The 16921-nt window shown below is 67.9% G+C and carries 15 protein-coding genes; 4 read left to right on the plus strand and 11 right to left on the minus strand.

Annotated features, from left to right (window positions below):
• Positions 1 to 76: 76 nt before the first annotated feature.
• The gene (locus tag HMPREF3014_RS08840) at positions 77 to 355 is read right to left on the minus strand and encodes a hypothetical protein (protein WP_003097836.1); all 279 of its coding nucleotides are present in this window, start codon (positions 353 to 355) and stop codon (positions 77 to 79) included.
• A 114-nt stretch (positions 356 to 469) separates the two neighbouring features.
• Between HMPREF3014_RS08840 and HMPREF3014_RS08845 the strand changes: the two genes are divergently transcribed.
• Entirely contained in the window at positions 470 to 1507 is a 1038-nt protein-coding gene (locus tag HMPREF3014_RS08845) for a patatin-like phospholipase family protein (RefSeq protein ID WP_003087542.1), read from the plus strand.
• Positions 1508 to 1510: 3 nt separating this feature from the next.
• Here the strand turns inward: HMPREF3014_RS08845 and HMPREF3014_RS08850 are convergent, their stop codons facing one another.
• The 10 genes from HMPREF3014_RS08850 to HMPREF3014_RS08895 all read right to left on the minus strand — a co-directional run bounded on the left by HMPREF3014_RS08850 (position 1511) and on the right by HMPREF3014_RS08895 (position 13561).
• Positions 1511 to 2116, minus strand: coding sequence for a DUF4893 domain-containing protein (locus HMPREF3014_RS08850; protein WP_003097837.1), 606 nt, complete (start codon positions 2114 to 2116; stop codon positions 1511 to 1513).
• Positions 2117 to 2226: 110 nt separating this feature from the next.
• Positions 2227 to 3135 carry a glutaminase B gene (glsB, locus tag HMPREF3014_RS08855; RefSeq protein WP_003087537.1) on the minus strand — a complete coding sequence of 303 codons (909 nt, stop codon included), beginning with the start codon at positions 3133 to 3135 and terminating at the stop codon, positions 2227 to 2229.
• A gap of 121 nt (positions 3136 to 3256) precedes the next feature.
• Positions 3257 to 3949: a response regulator gene (locus HMPREF3014_RS08860; protein WP_003114598.1), complete on the minus strand. Its 693-nt coding sequence runs from the start codon at positions 3947 to 3949 to the stop codon at positions 3257 to 3259.
• A gap of 100 nt (positions 3950 to 4049) precedes the next feature.
• A complete protein-coding gene (locus HMPREF3014_RS08865) occupies positions 4050 to 6707 on the minus strand; it encodes a sensor histidine kinase (protein ID WP_014603072.1) in 2658 nt (885 codons plus the stop codon).
• Positions 6708 to 6814: 107 nt separating this feature from the next.
• On the minus strand, positions 6815 to 7366 hold the full coding sequence (kdpC, locus tag HMPREF3014_RS08870; RefSeq protein WP_003087529.1) for a potassium-transporting ATPase subunit KdpC: 552 nt from the start codon (positions 7364 to 7366) through the stop codon (positions 6815 to 6817).
• Positions 7367 to 7419: 53 nt separating this feature from the next.
• Positions 7420 to 9492 (minus strand): potassium-transporting ATPase subunit KdpB, encoded by a 2073-nt coding sequence (gene kdpB, locus HMPREF3014_RS08875; RefSeq protein ID WP_003097844.1) that lies wholly within the window; start codon positions 9490 to 9492, stop codon positions 7420 to 7422.
• A gap of 11 nt (positions 9493 to 9503) precedes the next feature.
• On the minus strand, positions 9504 to 11198 hold the full coding sequence (kdpA, locus tag HMPREF3014_RS08880; protein ID WP_023087596.1) for a potassium-transporting ATPase subunit KdpA: 1695 nt from the start codon (positions 11196 to 11198) through the stop codon (positions 9504 to 9506).
• A 10-nt stretch (positions 11199 to 11208) separates the two neighbouring features.
• The gene (locus HMPREF3014_RS08885; RefSeq protein WP_003097848.1) at positions 11209 to 11298 is read right to left on the minus strand and encodes a K(+)-transporting ATPase subunit F; all 90 of its coding nucleotides are present in this window, start codon (positions 11296 to 11298) and stop codon (positions 11209 to 11211) included.
• A gap of 187 nt (positions 11299 to 11485) precedes the next feature.
• On the minus strand, positions 11486 to 12640 hold the full coding sequence (locus tag HMPREF3014_RS08890) for an acyl-CoA dehydrogenase family protein (protein WP_003097850.1): 1155 nt from the start codon (positions 12638 to 12640) through the stop codon (positions 11486 to 11488).
• Positions 12641 to 12694: 54 nt separating this feature from the next.
• Positions 12695 to 13561 carry an IclR family transcriptional regulator gene (locus HMPREF3014_RS08895; RefSeq protein ID WP_003097851.1) on the minus strand — a complete coding sequence of 289 codons (867 nt, stop codon included), beginning with the start codon at positions 13559 to 13561 and terminating at the stop codon, positions 12695 to 12697.
• Positions 13562 to 13802: 241 nt separating this feature from the next.
• Between HMPREF3014_RS08895 and HMPREF3014_RS08900 the strand changes: the two genes are divergently transcribed.
• The 3 genes from HMPREF3014_RS08900 (at position 13803) to HMPREF3014_RS08910 (ending at position 16906) form a co-directional block, all read left to right on the plus strand.
• Positions 13803 to 14588 carry an enoyl-CoA hydratase gene (locus HMPREF3014_RS08900; protein WP_003124891.1) on the plus strand — a complete coding sequence of 262 codons (786 nt, stop codon included), beginning with the start codon at positions 13803 to 13805 and terminating at the stop codon, positions 14586 to 14588.
• 3 nt (positions 14589 to 14591) lie between these two features.
• A complete protein-coding gene (locus HMPREF3014_RS08905) occupies positions 14592 to 16121 on the plus strand; it encodes a 3-hydroxyacyl-CoA dehydrogenase (protein ID WP_023087597.1) in 1530 nt (509 codons plus the stop codon).
• A 137-nt stretch (positions 16122 to 16258) separates the two neighbouring features.
• Positions 16259 to 16906 (plus strand): FadR/GntR family transcriptional regulator, encoded by a 648-nt coding sequence (locus HMPREF3014_RS08910; protein WP_003097856.1) that lies wholly within the window; start codon positions 16259 to 16261, stop codon positions 16904 to 16906.
• The last annotated feature ends 15 nt before the right edge of the window (positions 16907 to 16921 follow it).

Here is a 16921-nt window from a genome sequence, read left to right on the forward strand (position 1 = left end):
CTCCCGTGGATGTCGGAAAAGTGCCCATTCTAGCAAAGCCGGCGCCGCCGCCAGAGGACCGATCGCCGCGCCCGGCTCAGCGCCCGGCGCGCGACTCGCGGATATAGAAGCGCGCCTTCTCGGCCTTGCTGGTGCAGCCCTCGTAGGCCTCGAACTGCTGCTGGGTCTTGGCCCCGGTGAGCAGGGTCAGGGCCTTCGAGTAGCTGACGGTGCCGGCGAAGCCTTCGGCCTTGGCCAGGTCGAGTTCCTTCCAGGCCGCGTCCAGCTGGTCGGCGCAGTTCTCCCGGTAGGCGGTCTTGCCGGCGCAGCCGGCCAGGGTCAGGGCAAGGACGGGCAGAACGATCCAGGTTTTCATCGAACGATCTCCGGACAGGGAAAGGGCCGCGCATCGCCGCGACGCACTTGGCGGCGGCCGGGCGACACGCGTATCGTTTTCGCTTCGTCACGCAGTATTGGCAAGGGGTTGCAGATGAGCAAACAGGTCGCCCTGGTATTGGGCTCCGGCGGTGCGCGCGGCTACGCGCACATCGGCGTGATCGAGGAACTCGAGGCACGCGGCTATGAGATCACCTGCATCGCCGGTTGTTCCATGGGCTCGGTGATCGGCGGCATCTACGCCGCCGGCAAGCTGCGCGAGTACCGCGAGTGGGTGGAAAGCCTGGATTACCTCGACGTGCTGCGCCTGCTCGACGTCAGCTTCCGCCTCGGCGCGATCCGCGGCGAGCGGGTGTTCGGCAAGATCCACGAGATCCTCGGCGAGGTAAACATCGAGGACCTGTCGATTCCCTACACGGCGGTTGCCACCGACCTCACCAACCAGCAGGAAATCTGGTTCCAGGAAGGCTGCCTGCACCAGGCCATGCGCGCCTCGGCGGCAATCCCCAGCCTGTTCACACCGGTCATGCAGGGCAGCCGCATGCTGGTCGACGGCGGCCTGCTCAACCCGTTGCCGATCGTGCCGGTGGTGTCGGCCCACAGCGACCTGATCATCGCGGTCAATCTCAACGCCACCAACCAGAAGCAGTACCACCTGCCGGTGATCGAGCGTCCGGCCGCGCTCAAGGGGCGCTTCGACAGCATGATCGAGAGCCTCGGCCACAAACTCTCGTTCTTCCGCCGCCACGGCGACGACAATACCCCGCCGGAGCTGAGCGCCGACGCCCTGCTCCATCCGGTTCCGGCGGAATCCGAGGAGCCCGCCGAGCCGCAACTGCAACAGCCGGCCGCGGCGCCGCAAGGCAAGGACTCGCCGAAGTCGGCCAGCGGCACCACGGTGGTGGAAAGCAGCGGTCCGGCATCGCTGCTGGAACTGGTCAACCAGAGCTTCGAGGTGATGCAGACCTCGCTGGCGCAGTACAAGATCGCCGGCTACCCGCCGGACATCCTGATCAACGTGCCGAAGCGGGTCTGCCGCTTCTTCGAGTTCTACAAGGCGCCGGAATTGATCGCCCTCGGCCGGCAGATCGCCAGCGACACCCTGGACCGCTACGAGGAAGACAACGCCTGAGCCTCAGCGGCTGAACTCGAGGACCTCGTAGCCGCCGCGCCGTTCCGGGAACAGCAGGAGGAAGCCACCGGCGTGCGGGCGCAGCAGCGCGACCACGTCGGACTCAGCCGGCGCGCCGTGGGCCAGGCCACTGAAGGCCACCTGGGGCTCGTCGTTGACCGTGGCGCCGCCGAGGAACACGTAGCGCTGCGTGCCTTCGCGGAACAGGTAGCCGCTGACCCGCTGCGAACCGCTGGTCTTCTCCAGGAACAGGCCGCGGTCGGTACGCCGGATGCGGCACTGGAAGTTCGGATAGCGATAGATGCCGTACTGGTCGGCCTGGGTCGAGCGGCACTTCCAGTCGCCCAGCAGGCCTTTCTCGTCGACGGCGACGACGGGCTGCGCCAGGCTGAGTTCCAGTTGCTCCAGTTCCGGCAGGAATTCCTCGAAGGCACTGTCGTAGTAGCGCTTGTTGATGGCCTCGGCGTCCTGCTCGACGGCCAGCACGCTGCGCTGCTGCTGTTCGCTGGTGTAGCCACGCCAGTCCGGTTCGGCGGCGCCGGCATGCGCGCAGGCGGCGAGAACGGTGAGGCAGGCGAAGACACGGGAAACGGGGATCGGACGGGACATGGCGACCTTCCTGGCGAGTGGACCGGCGCATCCGGCGCCGGCAAGCGGTAGCCGCAGAACATAGCGCAGCGGCGCCGGGAATTCGAGCGCCGCCACGACGGGCGGCGGTTTCAGAAGATCGACCAGCCGATCCGCTCGCTGAGTTTCTCCAGCGCGGCGATACCCGCCAGCGAATTGCCCGCGGCGTTCAGTTCCGGCGACCAGACACAGACCGTGAAGCGCCCCGGCACTACCGCGATGATGCCGCCGCCGACACCGCTCTTGCCCGGCAGGCCGACCCGATAGGCAAAGTTGCCGGCCTCGTCGTAGAGCCCGCTGGTGGCCATGATCGCGTTGACCTGCTTGGTCTGCCGCTCGTTGAGTACCTGCTCGCCGCTGTGCTTGCAGAAGCCCTTGTCGGCGAGGAAGCAGAACGCCCGCGCCAGGTCGACGCAGCTCATGCGCAGCGCGCAATGATGGAAATAGCTGAGCAGCACCGCCTCGACGTCGTTGTGGAAGTTACCGAACGATTTCATCAGGTAGGCCGCCGCCGCGTTGCGCGAGCGGTGCTGGTACTCCGAGCGCGCCACCACCGAGTCCGACACCACTTCCGGGTTGCCGCACAGGCGCCGGACGAAATCGCGCATCGATTGCGCCGGCGCGGCGAAACGCGACTGGTTGATGTCGCAGATCACCAGGGCGCCGGCATTGATGAACGGGTTGCGCGGCTTGCCGCGCTCGAACTCCAGCTGCACCAGGGAGTTGAAAGGCTGGCCGGAGGGCTCGTGGCCAAGGCGTTGCCAGATGTCCTCGCCGGAATGCTGGATCGCCTGGACCAGGCTGAACACCTTGGAAATGCTCTGGATGGAAAACGGCCGCAGGGCGTCGCCGGCATGGAACAGCTCGCCGTCGCGGCTGTACACGGCGATCCCCAGCTGGTTCGGCTCGACGCCGGCGAGCGCGGGGATGTAGTCGGCGACCTTGCCGCGCCCGATCAGCGGGCGGACTTCATCGAGAATCTCGTTCAACAGTTGCTGCATGATGACCTTCGTGGTGACACCGGGGCACCGACCCGGGCGCATCCGGGCCAGCGCGAATGCGCGGCATCATAGGCGATGAACGCACGGGAGGCATGCCCCTCGCGCAGAATTGCGCTGCGCGTCAGCTGTCGCGCAGGCGATAACCGACACCCGCCTCGGTCACCAGGAAGCGCGGGCTGGCCGGATCGTCGCCGAGCTTCTGGCGCAGGTGGCCGACCACGACCCGCAGGTAATGGGTGTCTTCGACATGGGTCGGACCCCAGATATCCTTGAGCAGTTGCTGCTGGGTCACTACCCGTCCGAGATGGCGTGCCAGCGCGGCGAGCACTGCATACTCCTTGCGCGTCAGCGCCACTTCCGCACCCTCCAGGGTGACTCGGCGATAGGCGAAGTCCACCTGCAACGGGCCGACCGCCACCGACGCCTCCGGGCTTTCGCCCTGCGCCGCCTGGCGCAGCAGGACGCGCACGCGGGCGAGGAACTCCTGGATGCCGAACGGCTTGGTCACGTAGTCGTTGGCGCCGCCGTCCAGGGCCAGTACCTTCTCGCCCTCGCTGGCGCGCACCGACAGCACCAGCACCGGCACCTGCGACCATTCGCGCAGGTCGCGAAGGATGTCCTGGCCGTCGCGGTCAGGCAGGCCGAGGTCGAGCACCACCAGGTCCGGTCGGTTCAGCGCGGCCTGGGCCAGCCCCTCTTCGCCGGTGCCGGCCTCGAGCACCCGGTAGCCCTGGGCATTGAGGCTGATACGGAGGAACTTGCGGATCTGCGGTTCGTCGTCGATCAGCAGGATGCTGTTCTGCAATTGGGTCATGGCACTCGGCACGGCAGGTGAACACGGCGACAGGCCAGCGGCGGCGTCGCGGAAACGGCAGGAATAGCGCGAGCGCAGGCGCCAGGCAAGTGCGCCGGGCTCATTCGTCGCCCTCCAGTTGCCCGAGGTCCGGCTGCGGATGCAGCGGCAGGTGCAGGACCAGCGTGGTGCCGCGACCGTCGAGGCCTTCGCCGACGCTGATACGCCCGCCGTGGGCGCCGATCATGCCCTGGCAGATCGCCAGGCCCAGGCCGGTGCCCTGGCCACCGCGGTCGCCACGGGCAGCGGTGTAGAACATGTCGAAGATCTTCTCCCGCTCGGCCTCGGGAATCCCCGGCCCCTCGTCGCTCACCGCGAAACGCAGCTCGGCGGCATCCTGGCTGACCTCGATGCGCAACCGGCCGTGGTTCGGCGAGAAGCGCGCGGCATTTTCCAGCACGTTGATCAGCGCCTGCTCGATCAGCGCCGCATGCACGTAGAGCAACGGCAGGTCGTTGGCCACGATCGCCTGTACCCGGTACGGCGCCAGCACCGCGCGCAGGCGGTTCAGCGCGCTGCCGACGATGTCGCCCGGCGCCACCCAGTCGCGCGCCAGCTTCAGGCCACCGTGGCCGAGACGGGTCATGTCGAGCAGGTTCTGGATATAGCGGTCCAGTCGCTCGGCCTCGTCGCGGGTGCTTTCCAGCAGTTCGCGACGATCCGCCGGCGGGATCGCCTCGCCCAGCGCCAGCAGGCTGTCGATGGAGCCGCGCATGGCCGTCAGCGGCGTGCGCAGGTCGTGGGACACCGAGGCGAGCAAGGCGCTGCGCAGTTGCTCGGTCTCGCCGTGCAGGCGCGCGGCCTCCAGGTCCTCGGCCAGGCGAGCCCGCGCCAGGGCCTGGGCCAGAGGCTGGCCGAGGGCGGCGAGCAGGCGCCGGCGCTGCGGGCTCAGCGGCTGGCCGTCCAGCGGCGCGACTCCGAGCAGTGCCAGCGGTCCCTCTTCCGCCGACAGCGGCCACCACCACCAGCGTCCTCCGGGCAGCGTGCCAGTACCGAGGCCGGCCGGCTGGTCGTGGGCCCAGGCCCAGTCCGCGGCGACCCGTTCCTGGTCGGCGAGTTGCCGCTGCACGCCGGCCCCGGTCTTCCACTCGCCATTGACCTGACCGAGCAGGCAGACCTCGACGTCCTTCCAGTCGTCGAACTGCTGGGCGGCGGCGGCCAGCACCGCCTGGCGGTCGGTGGCGGCGGTGAGCTTGCGCGACAGCTCCAGCAGCAGGCTGGTTTCCTCCTGGGTATCGCGCAGCGCCTCCAGCTGGCGCCGCTGGCGTGCCGCCAGGTTGCCGGTGAGGCCGGCCATGAACAGGAAGAACGCCAGGCTCAGCAGGTCTTCGTGGCGATGGATGGCGAAGGAAAAATGCGGCGGGATGAACAGGAAGTCATAGGCCAGGAACGACGCCACCGCGCACAGCAGTGCCGGCATCAGGCTGCTGCGCACTGCCACCAGCAGCACCGCCATCAGGAACACCAGGGAGATGTTCGGCAGCTCCAGCAGGTGCGCCACGATCCAGGCCAGGCCGCTGGCCAGGGCGGTCGCCAGCAGCGCCAGCAGATAGTCGTTCCACACCACCGGATAGCGTGGCCGCGGTTCCGCCGGGCGCAGGTCGGCCTCGCTGTCCAGGGCACTGATCTCCAGGCCCTGGCCGTCACGCAGCAGACGCCCGGCGAGACCACCGCCGAAGGCCCGGCGGTACCAGCGGCGCCGCGACTGGCCAACCAGGACCAGGCTGGCGCGGCGCTCGCGGGCATGTTGCAGGAGGGTCCGCGCCACCTCGCCGGCGCGCAGCACGACGATCTCGCCGCCGAGCCGCTCGGCCAGTTGCTGCGCACCCTGCAGGCGCATCCGCGCCTGCTCGCCGCGCAAGCCGCCGGTATCGACGTGTACCACGCTCCAGGGCAGGTGCCGACGTTCGGCGACCCGGCAGGCGTGGCGCACCAGGCGTTCGGCCTGTTCGTCACCGTCGATGCCCACCAGCAGCCGCCCGCGCAACGCCGGCGCTTCCTCGCCGCGCTGGCGGTAGCGGTGGTTGAGGTCGGCGTCGACCCGCGCGGCGGCGGTCTGCATCGCCAGTTCACGCAGCGCGGTGAGGTTGGTCTGCGAGAAGAACGCATCGATCGCCGCCCGCGCCTGTTCCGGCACGTAGACCTTGCCCTCGCGCAGGCGCTCCAGCAGCTCGCGCGGCGGCAGGTCGATGAGGACGATCTCGTAGGCCTCCTGCAACACCCAGTCCGGCACCGTCTCGCGGACCTGCACGCCGGTGATGTCGCGGACCTGGTCGTTGAGGCTCTCCAGGTGCTGGACGTTGACCGTTGTGTAGACGTCGATTCCCGCCGCCAGCAACTCCTGGATGTCCTGCCAGCGCTTGGCGTGGCGGCTGCCGGGAACGTTGCTGTGGGCCAGTTCGTCGACCAGGGCCAGCGCCGGCGGGTCGGCAAGGAGACCGTCGAGGTCCATTTCCTGCAGTTTCATCCCTCGATACTCGAGGCTGCGCAGCGGCTGCTGCGGCACGCCTGCGAGGAGGGACTCGGTTTCCGCCCGCGAGTGGGTCTCGACCACCCCGGCGCGCAGTTTCACGCCCTGGCGCAACTGGGCCTGGGCGGCCTGCAGCATGGCGAAGGTCTTGCCCACCCCCGGCGCCGCGCCGAGAAAGACTTTCAGGCGGCCGCGCCCGTCAGCGGGCAGGTCGGCCAGCAGCGCGTCGGCGCGTGCGGTGTCGGTCATGGATCGGTCGTACTCCGTTGCTCTGCGCCGCGCAGGGCGGACGATCGCCGGCGATCATCCGCCGATGCGGCGATATTGCAAGCCCTTGCGTGGGTCTCTGGGGAAACCTAGCGCTTCAACCCCGCCAGCGCCATGTTCAGCGCCAGCACGTTGACCACCGCCGGCCCCACCAGCGGCCGCTCGGTGTGGCTTTCCACCAGGTCTTCCACCAGCCGCAGCGGCAGCCCGCGCGCCGTGGCCACCCGCAGCGCCTGGTAACGCGCGGCCTGCGGCGGCAGCTGCGGATCGAGTCCGCTACCGGAGGTAGTGACCAGCGCCAGCGGCACCGGCCCCTGGTCGGCGATACGCTCCTGGGCGGCGTCCCTGGCGATGCGCTCGGCCAGTGCCGGGTTGCTCGGCGCCAGGTTGCTCGCGGCACTGGAAACGGTGGCGTAGTCGCCCGCCGAAGGCCGCGAATGGAACCACTCCTCGCCGTCGAACTTCTGCGCGATCAGCCGCGAGCCGAGCACCTTGCCCTCGGCGTCGCGCAGCAGGCTGCCATTGGCCTGCTCGGGGAACGCCAGTTGGGCGATACCGGTGACCAGCAGCGGATAGGCCACGCCGGTGACCAGGCTCAGCACCAGCAGTGACGCCAGTGCCGGACGGAGTTGCTTGAACATGTGCAGATCCTCTCTTCAGTCCCAGGCCCTCGCCCGACGGCGAGGGCCGTTGTTCATGCCAGGCCGACGGCGGTCAGCAGCAGGTCGATCGCCTTGATCCCGAGGAACGGCGCCACCAGGCCGCCGACGCCATAGATCAGCAGGTTGCGCTGCAGCAGTTGCGAAGCGTCCGCCGCCTGAACCCGCACGCCGCGCAAGGCCAATGGGATCAACGCGACGATGATCAGCGCGTTGAACACGATGGCCGACAGGATCGCGCTCTGCGGGCTTTGCAGGCGCATCACGTTGAGCACGTCGAGCTGCGGGTAGATGCCGACGAACAGCGCCGGCAGGATGGCGAAGTACTTGGCCACGTCGTTGGCGATGGAAAAGGTGGTCAGCGCGCCGCGGGTGACCAGCAACTCCTTGCCCACCTGGACCACGTCGAGCAGCTTGGTCGGGTCGCTGTCCAGGTCGACCAGGTTGGCCGCCTCGCGGGCGGCCTGGGTGCCGTCGTTCATGGCCATGCCGACGTCGGCCTGGGCCAGCGCCGGGGCGTCGTTGGCACCGTCGCCGCACATCGCCACCAGGCGACCTTCGCCCTGCTCCTGGCGAATCCGCGCCAGTTTCTTCTCCGGGGTAGCCTCGGCGATCACGTCGTCGACCCCAGCCTCGGCGGCGATGGCAGCGGCGGTCAGCGGGTTGTCGCCGGTCACCATCACGGTGCGGATGCCCAGCCGGCGCAGTTCGGCGAAGCGCTCGCGAATGCCCGGCTTGACCACGTCCTTCAGGTGAATGGCGCCGAGCAGCCGGCCGTTGGCTACCACCAGCAGCGGGGTGCCGCCGCTCTGGGCGATCTTGTCCACCTCCCGCGAAAGCACCTCGGGCATCTTCTCCCGCGGCAGGTCGATGAAGCGCAGCGCCGCATCCACCGCCCCCTTGCGGTACACCTGGCCGTTCCAGTCGACCCCGGACAGGCGGGTTTCCGCGCTGAAGGCGATCGGCGTCAGCTCCTCGCGGCGCGGCTCCTCGATCGGATGCAGGATGCGCAGGTATTCGACGATCGACTTGCCTTCCGGGGTGTCGTCGGCCAGCGAGGCCAGCAACGCGCCCTCGGCCAGTTCCTTGCCGCTCACCCCCGGCGCGGCGTACAGCGCGCTGCAGCGGCGGTTGCCGAAGGTGATGGTGCCGGTCTTGTCGAGCAGCAGCACGTGGACGTCGCCGGCCGCCTCCACCGCGCGACCGGACTTGGCGATCACGTTCAGGCGCACCAGGCGGTCCATGCCGGCGATGCCGATGGCCGAGAGCAGGCCGCCGATGGTGGTCGGGATCAGCGTCACCAGCAGCGCCACCAGGAACACCAGCGGCAGGTTGCCGCCGGCGAACAGGGCGAACGGCTTGAGGGTCACCACTACCAGCAGGAAGATCAGGGTCAGGCCGATCAGCAGGATGTCCAGCGCCACTTCGTTGGGGGTCTTCTGCCGCTTGGCGCCTTCCACCAGGGCGATCATCCGGTCCAGGGTCGACTCGCCCGGGTTGGCGCCGATCCGTACCAGCAGCCAGTCGGACACCACCTGGGTGTTGCCGGTCACCGCCGAGCGATCGCCGCCGGACTCGCGGATCACCGGCGCCGATTCGCCGGTGATGGCGGCCTCGTTGACCGCCGCCACCCCTTCGATGACTTCGCCGTCGCCGGGAATCATCTCGCCGGCCTGGACCCGTACCACATCGCCCTTGCGCAGGCTGCTGGCAACGACGCTCTCGAAACTGCCGTCGGCGCGCCGCTTATTGGCGGAGAGGCCCTGGCTGCCGGCCTTGAGACTGTCCGCGCGGGCCTTGCCACGCCCCTCGGCGAGCGCTTCGGCGAAATTGGCGAAGAGCACGGTGAACCACAGCCAGAGGGCGATCTGCAGCGCCACCGAGGTCGGCACCGCCTGGTCGGGGACGAAGCACAGCAAGGTGGTGAGCACGGCGGTCAGTTCGACCACCAGCATCACCGGCGAGCGCAGCAACTGGCGCGGGTCGAGCTTGACGAAGGCTTGCAGCAGCGCCGGCCGCCACAAGGCGGCGAGGCTGGTGGACGCGTTGTGGCGACGTTCGAGCGATTTGTGCAAGGCGTTCTTGGACGCCTGGGTCTGAGCGTTCATGTACGATTCCTTCAGAAGCCGAGGCTCAGTTGTTCAGCGATCGGGCCGAGGGCCAGGGTCGGCAGGAAAGTCAGGCCGCCGACCAGCAGGATGGTCACGGTGAGCAGGCTGACGAACAGCGGACCATGGGTCGGGAAACTGTTCGGCCCCACCGGGCTGGCCTTCTTCGCCGCCAGGCTGCCGGCGATGGCGAGGATCGGCAGGATGTAGCCGAAGCGGCCGATGAGCATGGCCAGGCCGATCATCAGGTTGTGGAACGGCGTGTTGGCACCGAAACCGGCAAACGCCGAGCCGTTGTTGGCGCTCCCCGAGGTGTAGGCGTAGAGCAGTTGGCTGAAGCCGTGCGGGCCGGGATTGGTCACCGCCGAGGCCGGCCCCGGCAGGCTGGCGGCGATGGCGCCGAGCACCAGCACGCCGACAGGCATCACCAGCAGGGTGAAGACCAGCAGGCGGACCTCCTTCGCCTCGAGTTTCTTGCCCAGGTACTCCGGCGTCCGCCCGACCATCAGGCCGGCGAGGAACACCGCGATCAGGACGAACAGCAGCATGCCGTAGAGGCCGGCGCCGACGCCGCCGAAGATCACCTCGCCGAGCATCATGTTCAGCAGCGGCAGCATGCCACCCAGGGGGCTCAGGCTGTCGTGCATGGCGTTCACCGAGCCGTTCGAGGCGGCGGTGGTGGTGATCGCCCAGAGCATGCTGGCGGCGGTGCCGAAGCGACTCTCCTTGCCCTCCATCGGCGCGCCCTGCTCGATCGGCAACTGCGCCAGCGCCGGGTTCGGCTGGTATTCGGCCCACAGCGACAGGCCCAGGCCGAGGCAGAACAGCAGCAGCATGCAGCCGAGGATCGCGCGGCTCTGGCGCAGGTCCTTCACGTAATGGCCGAAGGTGAATACCAGCGCCGCCGGGATCAGGATGATCGAGGCCACTTCGAACAGGTTGCTCCAGGCGCTCGGGTTCTCGAACGGATGGGTCGAGTTGACGCCGAAGAAGCCGCCGCCATTGGTGCCCAGCTGCTTGATGGCGATCTGGCTGGCCGCCGGGCCGAGCGGGATGGTCTGCTCGGCGCCTTGCAAGGTGGTGGTATGGACATAGTCGAAGAAAGTCTGCGGCACGCCCTGCCAGACCAGCAGCAACGCCAGCAGCAGGCACAGCGGCAGCAGCACGTAGAGGGTGCCGCGGGTCAGGTCGACCCAGAAGTTGCCCAGCTGTCGTGTGGAGCGGCGGCTGATGCCGCGCGCCAGGGCCACCAGCACGCAGAGGCCGACCGCCGCGCTGACGAAGTTCTGCACCGTGAGGCCGACCATCTGGCTGAAGTAGCTCAGCGAGGCCTCGCCGCTGTAGGCCTGCCAGTTGGTGTTGGTGACGAAACTGACCGCGGTGTTGAACGCCAGTGTCCATTCCAGGCCCGGCAGGTGCTGCGGGTTCAGCGGCAGGCTGCCCTGCAGCATGAGGATCGAGAACAGCAGGACCAGGCCGGCCAGGTTGAATGCCAGCAGCGCCAGGGTGTAGGTCTTCCAGTCCTGCTCGCTCGCCGGATCGACGCCGAACAGGCGATAGCAGACGCGCTCCAGTGGCGCCAGCGGCGCGCTGAGGAGATTGCGTTGGCCTTCCATCACCTTGAAGCAGTAGCGCCCGAGGAACGGTGCAGGCACCAGGACCAAGGCGAAAAAGGCCAGGATCAAGAGAATCTCGTGGCTGTTCATGTGCCCTCCCCTAGGCACGGTCGGCGCGTAGCAGCGCCACCAGCAAATAGACGAACAGTCCCGTGGCCAGGGCCAGGGACAACCAATCCAGAACGGTCATGTGTGCGATCTCTCCTTCGAGCGGCCTCTGCCGCTTGAGGGAAAGTCTCCGCAAAGGGGGCGTAAAGAAGCGATTCAGGGCCGTGTCGGACGGCATAAAGAAAGCGTAAAGAGTGGCGCGGACAGCGCCTGGGACAGCAACCGGCCGGGGACTGCGCCACGGCCGGTGACAAGGCGAAGGATCGACGCTAGCCCTGGGCGGCGCGGATCATGTTGCGGGCGATCAGCAGTTGCTGGATCTGCGTGGTGCCCTCGTAGATGCGGAACAGCCGCACGTCGCGATAGAAGCGCTCGATCCCGTAGTCGCCGATATAGCCGGCGCCGCCGAATATCTGCACCGCGCGGTCGGCGACGCGGCCGCACATTTCCGAGGCGAACAGCTTGGCGCAGGACGCCTCGGTACCGACATCGCGGCCTTCGTCGCGCTGCCGCGCGGCGTCGATGACCATGCAGCGCGCCGCGTAGGCTTCGGCCTTGCTGTCGGCAAGCATCGCCTGGATCAACTGGAACTCGGCGATCGGCTGGCCGAACTGCTTGCGCTCCAGGGCATAGCGCAACGCATCCTCGAGCATCCGCTCGGCGACCCCCACACAGACTGCGGCGATGTGCAGGCGGCCCTTGTCGAGCACCTTCATCGCGGTCTTGAAGCCGACGCCCTCGACCCCGCCGATCAACTGACTGGCAGGCACCCGGCAGTCGTCGAAGATCACGTCACAGGTATGCGCGCCCTTCTGTCCCATCTTGCGATCCGGCTTGCCCAGGGACAGCCCGGGCGTACCGCGCTCGACGACGAAAGCGGAGATTCCGCCGGCGCCACGGATCGCCGGGTCGGTGCGCGCCATCACGGTGTAGATGCCGGCCTGCGGGGCGTTGGTGATGAAGCGCTTGGTACCGTTGAGCACGTAGTGCTCGCCGTCACGCACCGCCGTGGTCTTCAGCGAGGCGGCGTCGGAACCGGAGTCCGGTTCGGTGAGGCAGAACGAACTGAGCAGTTCGCCCGACGCCAGGCGCGGCAGGTAGCGCCGCTTCTGTTCTTCGGTGCCGTCGATGACGATGCCCTGGGAGCCGATGCCGTTGTTGGTGCCCAGCAGCGAACGGAACGCCGGCGAGGTCCGCCCCAGCTCGAAGGCGATGCTCACCTCTTCCTCCATGGTCACCCCGAGGCCGCCGTAGGCCTCCGGGATCGACAGGCCGAACAGGCCCATCTCGCGCATGCGGGCGATGATCGCCTCGGGGATGCGGTCGGTTTCCGCCACTTCCTGCTCATGAGGCACCAGGCTTTCGCGGACGAACTGGCGGATGCTGTCCAGCAGCAGGTTCAGGGTTTCCGGATCACGAATCATGCTCACTCCAATAGGCCACTAGGCCGGTTGCCATGATTCCGTCACCGGCCTCGGTCAGCGGGTGGCGGCCTCGATGTTGTGGACCATGTGCAGCAGGCGCGGGCCGATGTCGTCCTCCAGTTTCTCGCGCTTGAGATGGAAACTCGGCCCGCCGCAATTGAACGCCAGCAGCCCATGGCTCTCATGGTGCAAGGCCACGCCCACCGCGTTGACGTCGCGTTGCCACTCGCCGAGCGACAGGCAGAAGCCGTAGTCGGCATAGTCGCGGAAGGCCCGCTCCAGCCCCTTGCGCACTTCCGGCCAGTCTTCCGGGTGGCGCTTGCGGATGTGCCCGAGGATGAATTCCCGCTCGTCCTCCGGCATCGCCGCCAGGCAGGCCCGGCCGATCGCGCTGCGGTGCAGCGAGAGGTGGCTGCCGACCTGGCGACGCATGGTCAGGTTGGCCTCGCCATGCACCACATCGAGGTAGACCATGCTCAGCCGGTCGCGGGCCGCCATGGCCACCGCGGCCTTGGCGTAGCCGGCCATCTCTTCCATCAACGGGCGGGCGAGCGCGCGAATCGACAGGTTCGAGAGCATCGCGTAGCCGAACGACATCACCCCCACTTCCAATTGATACTTGCCGCTATGCGGCAGGTGACGCAGATAGCCCAGCCGGGTCAGGGTGTGGGTCAGACGCGACACCGTCGGCTTCGGCAGGCCGGTCTTCTTCGCCAGTTCCTGGTTGCCCAGCAGGCTTTCCCGTGGCGTGAAACAGCGCAGCAATTCCAACCCGCGGGCCAGCGCGGTGACGAACTGGCGGTCCTTGAGTTCCTCGTCTTTCTCCTGCATCGGGTCGATCAGCACAGCTTCGAAGGCGGACACTTCCGCTTCCGTACTGGCACCTTCCGCCGGACTCCGGCGCTCGTCGTTGCCGCGCATAGTAGGGACCTCTTTTTCAAAAAATCAATAAAACAAAATCATATTTCGCATAGCGAAACTAATAGAAGAACCCATGCACTTTCAACAACGAAAATAAAATCCTTTTAAAACAGTAAATTGTATAAGTAGATCGTCCGAAATCCGACGCGAGTATTTACAACGCCACGGCTGGCGCTGATTATTTTCGATAAATCATGAAACTATATTTCGCATAGCGAAATATCAATTCATCGGAGCTTCCATGTCCGCCGATCCTTCGCCCGTGGTCCTGCTCGAATTTCCCGCAGCCGATATAGCCCTGCTTCGCCTCAATCGTCCGCAAGCCAGGAACGCGCTGAACGACGAAGTGCGCCAGCGCCTCGCCAGCCACTTCCAGACGCTCGGCGCGGATCCGGCGATCCGCGTCATCGTGCTCACCGGCGACTCGCGCTGCTTTGCAGCTGGCGCCGATCTCCGCGATCTCTCGACGAGCACGGCGATCGGCCTGTACGGCCGCCACGGCGAGCGCTACTGGGAAGCCATCGCGCGCTGCCCGAAGCCGGTGATCGCCGCGGTCAACGGCTTCGCCCTGGGCGGCGGCTGCGAACTGGCGATGCACTGCGACCTGATCGTCGCCGGCGAGTCGGCACAGTTCGCCCAGCCGGAGATCAAGGTCGGGGTGATGCCGGGTGCCGGCGGCACCCAGCGCCTGGTACGGGCGGTGGGCAAGTTCCAGGCGCTGCGCATGCTGTTCACCGGCTGCCTGGTGAAGGCTCCGCAAGCGCTGGCCATGGGCCTGGTCAGCGAAGTGGTGGCGGACGAGTCGACGCTGGCGCGCGCCCTGGAACTGGCCATGGAGATCGCCCGCCTGCCCCCTCTGGCGCTGGCGCAGATCAAGGAGGTGGTCCTGGCCGGTGCCGACCTGCCGCTGGACAGTGCCCTGGCCCTGGAACGCAAGGCGTTCCAGTTGCTGTTCGACTCGCAGGACCAGAAGGAAGGCATGCAGGCCTTCCTGGAGAAACGCCCGCCGAACTACCAGGGGAAATAGACGATGCCCGATATTCGTTGTATCGCCGTGGTCGGTACCGGTGCGATGGGCACCGGGATCGCCCAGATCGCCGCCCAGGCCGGCCTGACCGTATGGCTGTTCGACAGCCGCGCCGAGGCCGCCGCCGAGGCACGCCAGCGCCTGCGGCAGACCTTCGAGAGCCTGTGCGGCAAAGGCAAGCTGAGCGCCGCCGACGCCGAGGCCGCGCAAAACCGGCTGCGGGTGGCGGAACGCCTGGAACAACTGGGCGACTGCGAACTGGTGGTGGAGGCCATCGTCGAGCGCCTGGAGGCCAAGCAGGAATTGCTGCGCCGGCTGGAAGCCATAGTCGCGCCGGAGACCATCCTCGCCAGCAATACCTCGTCGCTGTCGATCACCGCCATCGCCGCCGCCTGCGAGCGGCCGCAGCGGGTCGCCGGCTTTCACTTCTTCAACCCGGTGCCGCTGATGCGCGTGGTCGAGGTGGTCGACGGCCTGGCCAGCGCTCCGGAAGTCGGCGACGCCCTGCTCGCCCTCGCCGCGCGCCTGGGCCACCGCGGTGTACGGACCAAGGACAGCCCCGGCTTCATCGTCAACCATGCCGGCCGCGCCTATGGCACCGAGGCCCTGCGCATCCTCGGCGAAGGCGTCGCCGAATGCGCCGAGATCGACCGTGTGCTGCGCGAGTGCGCCGGCTTCCGCATGGGGCCGTTCGAACTGCTCGATCTTACCGGCCTCGACGTGTCGCACCCGGTAATGGAATCGATCTACCAGCAGTACTACCAGGAACCGCGCTACCGCCCACACCCGCTGACCCGCCAGTTGCTCGCCGCCGGCCGTCTCGGGCGCAAGAGCGGCCAGGGCTTCTATCGCTACGTCGACGGCCAGCCGCAGGACAAGCCCGGTCCGCAACCGGTGCCGCAGGCCGCCATCCGGCCCCCGGTGTGGCTGGGCTGCGAAAACGAGGACGACCGCCGCACGCTCGCCGAACTGCTGCATCGCCTCGGCGTCGAGCCGGAAACCGGCGAACGCCCTTCCGCCGCAGCGCTCTGCCTGCTGGCCGCCTGGGGCGAGGACCTGAGCAGCGCCGTGCAGCGCTTCGCCTGTCCCGCCGAGCGCAGCGTCGGCATCGACCTGCTCTGCGACCTCGAGCGCCGGCGCTGCCTGATGCTCTCGCCACTGACTATCCCGGCCATGCGCGACGCCGCCCACGCGCTACTGGCTGGCGACGGCGTCGGGGTCACGGTGCTGCGCGACAGTCCCGGCTTCGTCGTCCAGCGGGTACTGGCGATGATCGTCAACCTCGCCTGCGACATCGCCCAGCAGGGCATTGCCAGCGTCGAGGATATCGACCAGGCGGTGCACCTCGGCCTCGGCTATCCTCACGGCCCGCTGGAATGGGGCGACCGCCTCGGCCCGCGGCGCCTGCTGAGCATTCTCCAGCGCTTGCAGACGCTTACCGGTGACCCGCGCTACCGGCCCAGTCCCTGGCTGCGCCGACGAGCGCAACTGGGCATGTCCCTGCGCGCCGGCGAAACCGCCGCCGTAGGCTGACGCATCGGCGACCTGGCGGCGCAGCGTCATGCGTCTCGCCGCCAGGCCAACGCTTTTTCCCCGAGCGACGCTTTCCGGGCTTGCAGCTGCCGAGGTATCCTGCGCGCAAATTCATCCGATGATTGGATGTTTCTTCCGTGACCATTCCCCTCAAGCGCTCCCTGGTGGACATCGCCCTGGAGCAGATCCGCCAGCGCATCGACGCCGGCCATTGGCCGCTCGGCCAGCGCCTGCCGCCGGAGCCGGAACTCGCCGAGCTGCTCGGCATGAGCCGCAACACCGTGCGCGAAGCGGTGCGGGTGCTGACCTTCTCCGGCGTGCTGGAAGTCCGCCAGGGCGACGGCACCTACGTGCGCGCCTGCGCCGATCCGCTGGAAACCATGCTGGTGCTGGCGCGCAGCGCGGTGCAGCACTCCCTGGAGGCCCGCGGGATGATCGAGATCGAGGCGGCGCGCCTGGCAGCCGTTCGCCGCGACGACAGCGACCTGAGCGCATTGCGCGAACATCTCGACGCTTCGCGCCAGCGCTACGGCAGCGCCGACCTGCAGGACTACATAGAGCACGACGTCCGCTTCCACCAACGGATGGTCGATGCCGCCCACAATCCGGTGCTCAGCGAACTCTACCGCTATTTCTCGCAGGTCATCCGGACCTCGCTGGAACGCACCATGGCCGACCCACAAAGGGCCCAGCCCTGCTTCGAGCTGCACCAGCAACTGCTCGACGCCATAGAACGCGGAGACCCGGACGCTGCCGCCGCGGCCAACCGCGCACTGCTGATCTGAACCCGGGACAGACCC

The organism is Pseudomonas sp. HMSC065H01 (assembly GCF_001815235.1).
GTDB lineage: Bacteria > Pseudomonadota > Gammaproteobacteria > Pseudomonadales > Pseudomonadaceae > Pseudomonas > Pseudomonas aeruginosa.

Excerpts from the sequence above, each read along its gene's own strand:
- HMPREF3014_RS08840 (WP_003097836.1), bottom strand. The coding sequence starts at position 355 with ATGAAAACCTGGATCGTTCTGCCCGTCCTTGCCCTGACCCTGGCCGGC.
- HMPREF3014_RS08845 (WP_003087542.1), top strand. The coding sequence starts at position 470 with ATGAGCAAACAGGTCGCCCTGGTATTGGGCTCCGGCGGTGCGCGCGGC.
- HMPREF3014_RS08850 (WP_003097837.1), bottom strand. The coding sequence starts at position 2,116 with ATGTCCCGTCCGATCCCCGTTTCCCGTGTCTTCGCCTGCCTCACCGTT.
- glsB (WP_003087537.1), bottom strand. The coding sequence starts at position 3,135 with ATGCAGCAACTGTTGAACGAGATTCTCGATGAAGTCCGCCCGCTGATC.
- HMPREF3014_RS08860 (WP_003114598.1), bottom strand. The coding sequence starts at position 3,949 with ATGACCCAATTGCAGAACAGCATCCTGCTGATCGACGACGAACCGCAG.
- HMPREF3014_RS08865 (WP_014603072.1), bottom strand. The coding sequence starts at position 6,707 with ATGACCGACACCGCACGCGCCGACGCGCTGCTGGCCGACCTGCCCGCT.
- kdpC (WP_003087529.1), bottom strand. The coding sequence starts at position 7,366 with ATGTTCAAGCAACTCCGTCCGGCACTGGCGTCACTGCTGGTGCTGAGC.
- kdpB (WP_003097844.1), bottom strand. The coding sequence starts at position 9,492 with ATGAACGCTCAGACCCAGGCGTCCAAGAACGCCTTGCACAAATCGCTC.
- kdpA (WP_023087596.1), bottom strand. The coding sequence starts at position 11,198 with ATGAACAGCCACGAGATTCTCTTGATCCTGGCCTTTTTCGCCTTGGTC.
- HMPREF3014_RS08885 (WP_003097848.1), bottom strand. The coding sequence starts at position 11,298 with ATGACCGTTCTGGATTGGTTGTCCCTGGCCCTGGCCACGGGACTGTTC.
- HMPREF3014_RS08890 (WP_003097850.1), bottom strand. The coding sequence starts at position 12,640 with ATGATTCGTGATCCGGAAACCCTGAACCTGCTGCTGGACAGCATCCGC.
- HMPREF3014_RS08895 (WP_003097851.1), bottom strand. The coding sequence starts at position 13,561 with ATGCGCGGCAACGACGAGCGCCGGAGTCCGGCGGAAGGTGCCAGTACG.
- HMPREF3014_RS08900 (WP_003124891.1), top strand. The coding sequence starts at position 13,803 with ATGTCCGCCGATCCTTCGCCCGTGGTCCTGCTCGAATTTCCCGCAGCC.
- HMPREF3014_RS08905 (WP_023087597.1), top strand. The coding sequence starts at position 14,592 with ATGCCCGATATTCGTTGTATCGCCGTGGTCGGTACCGGTGCGATGGGC.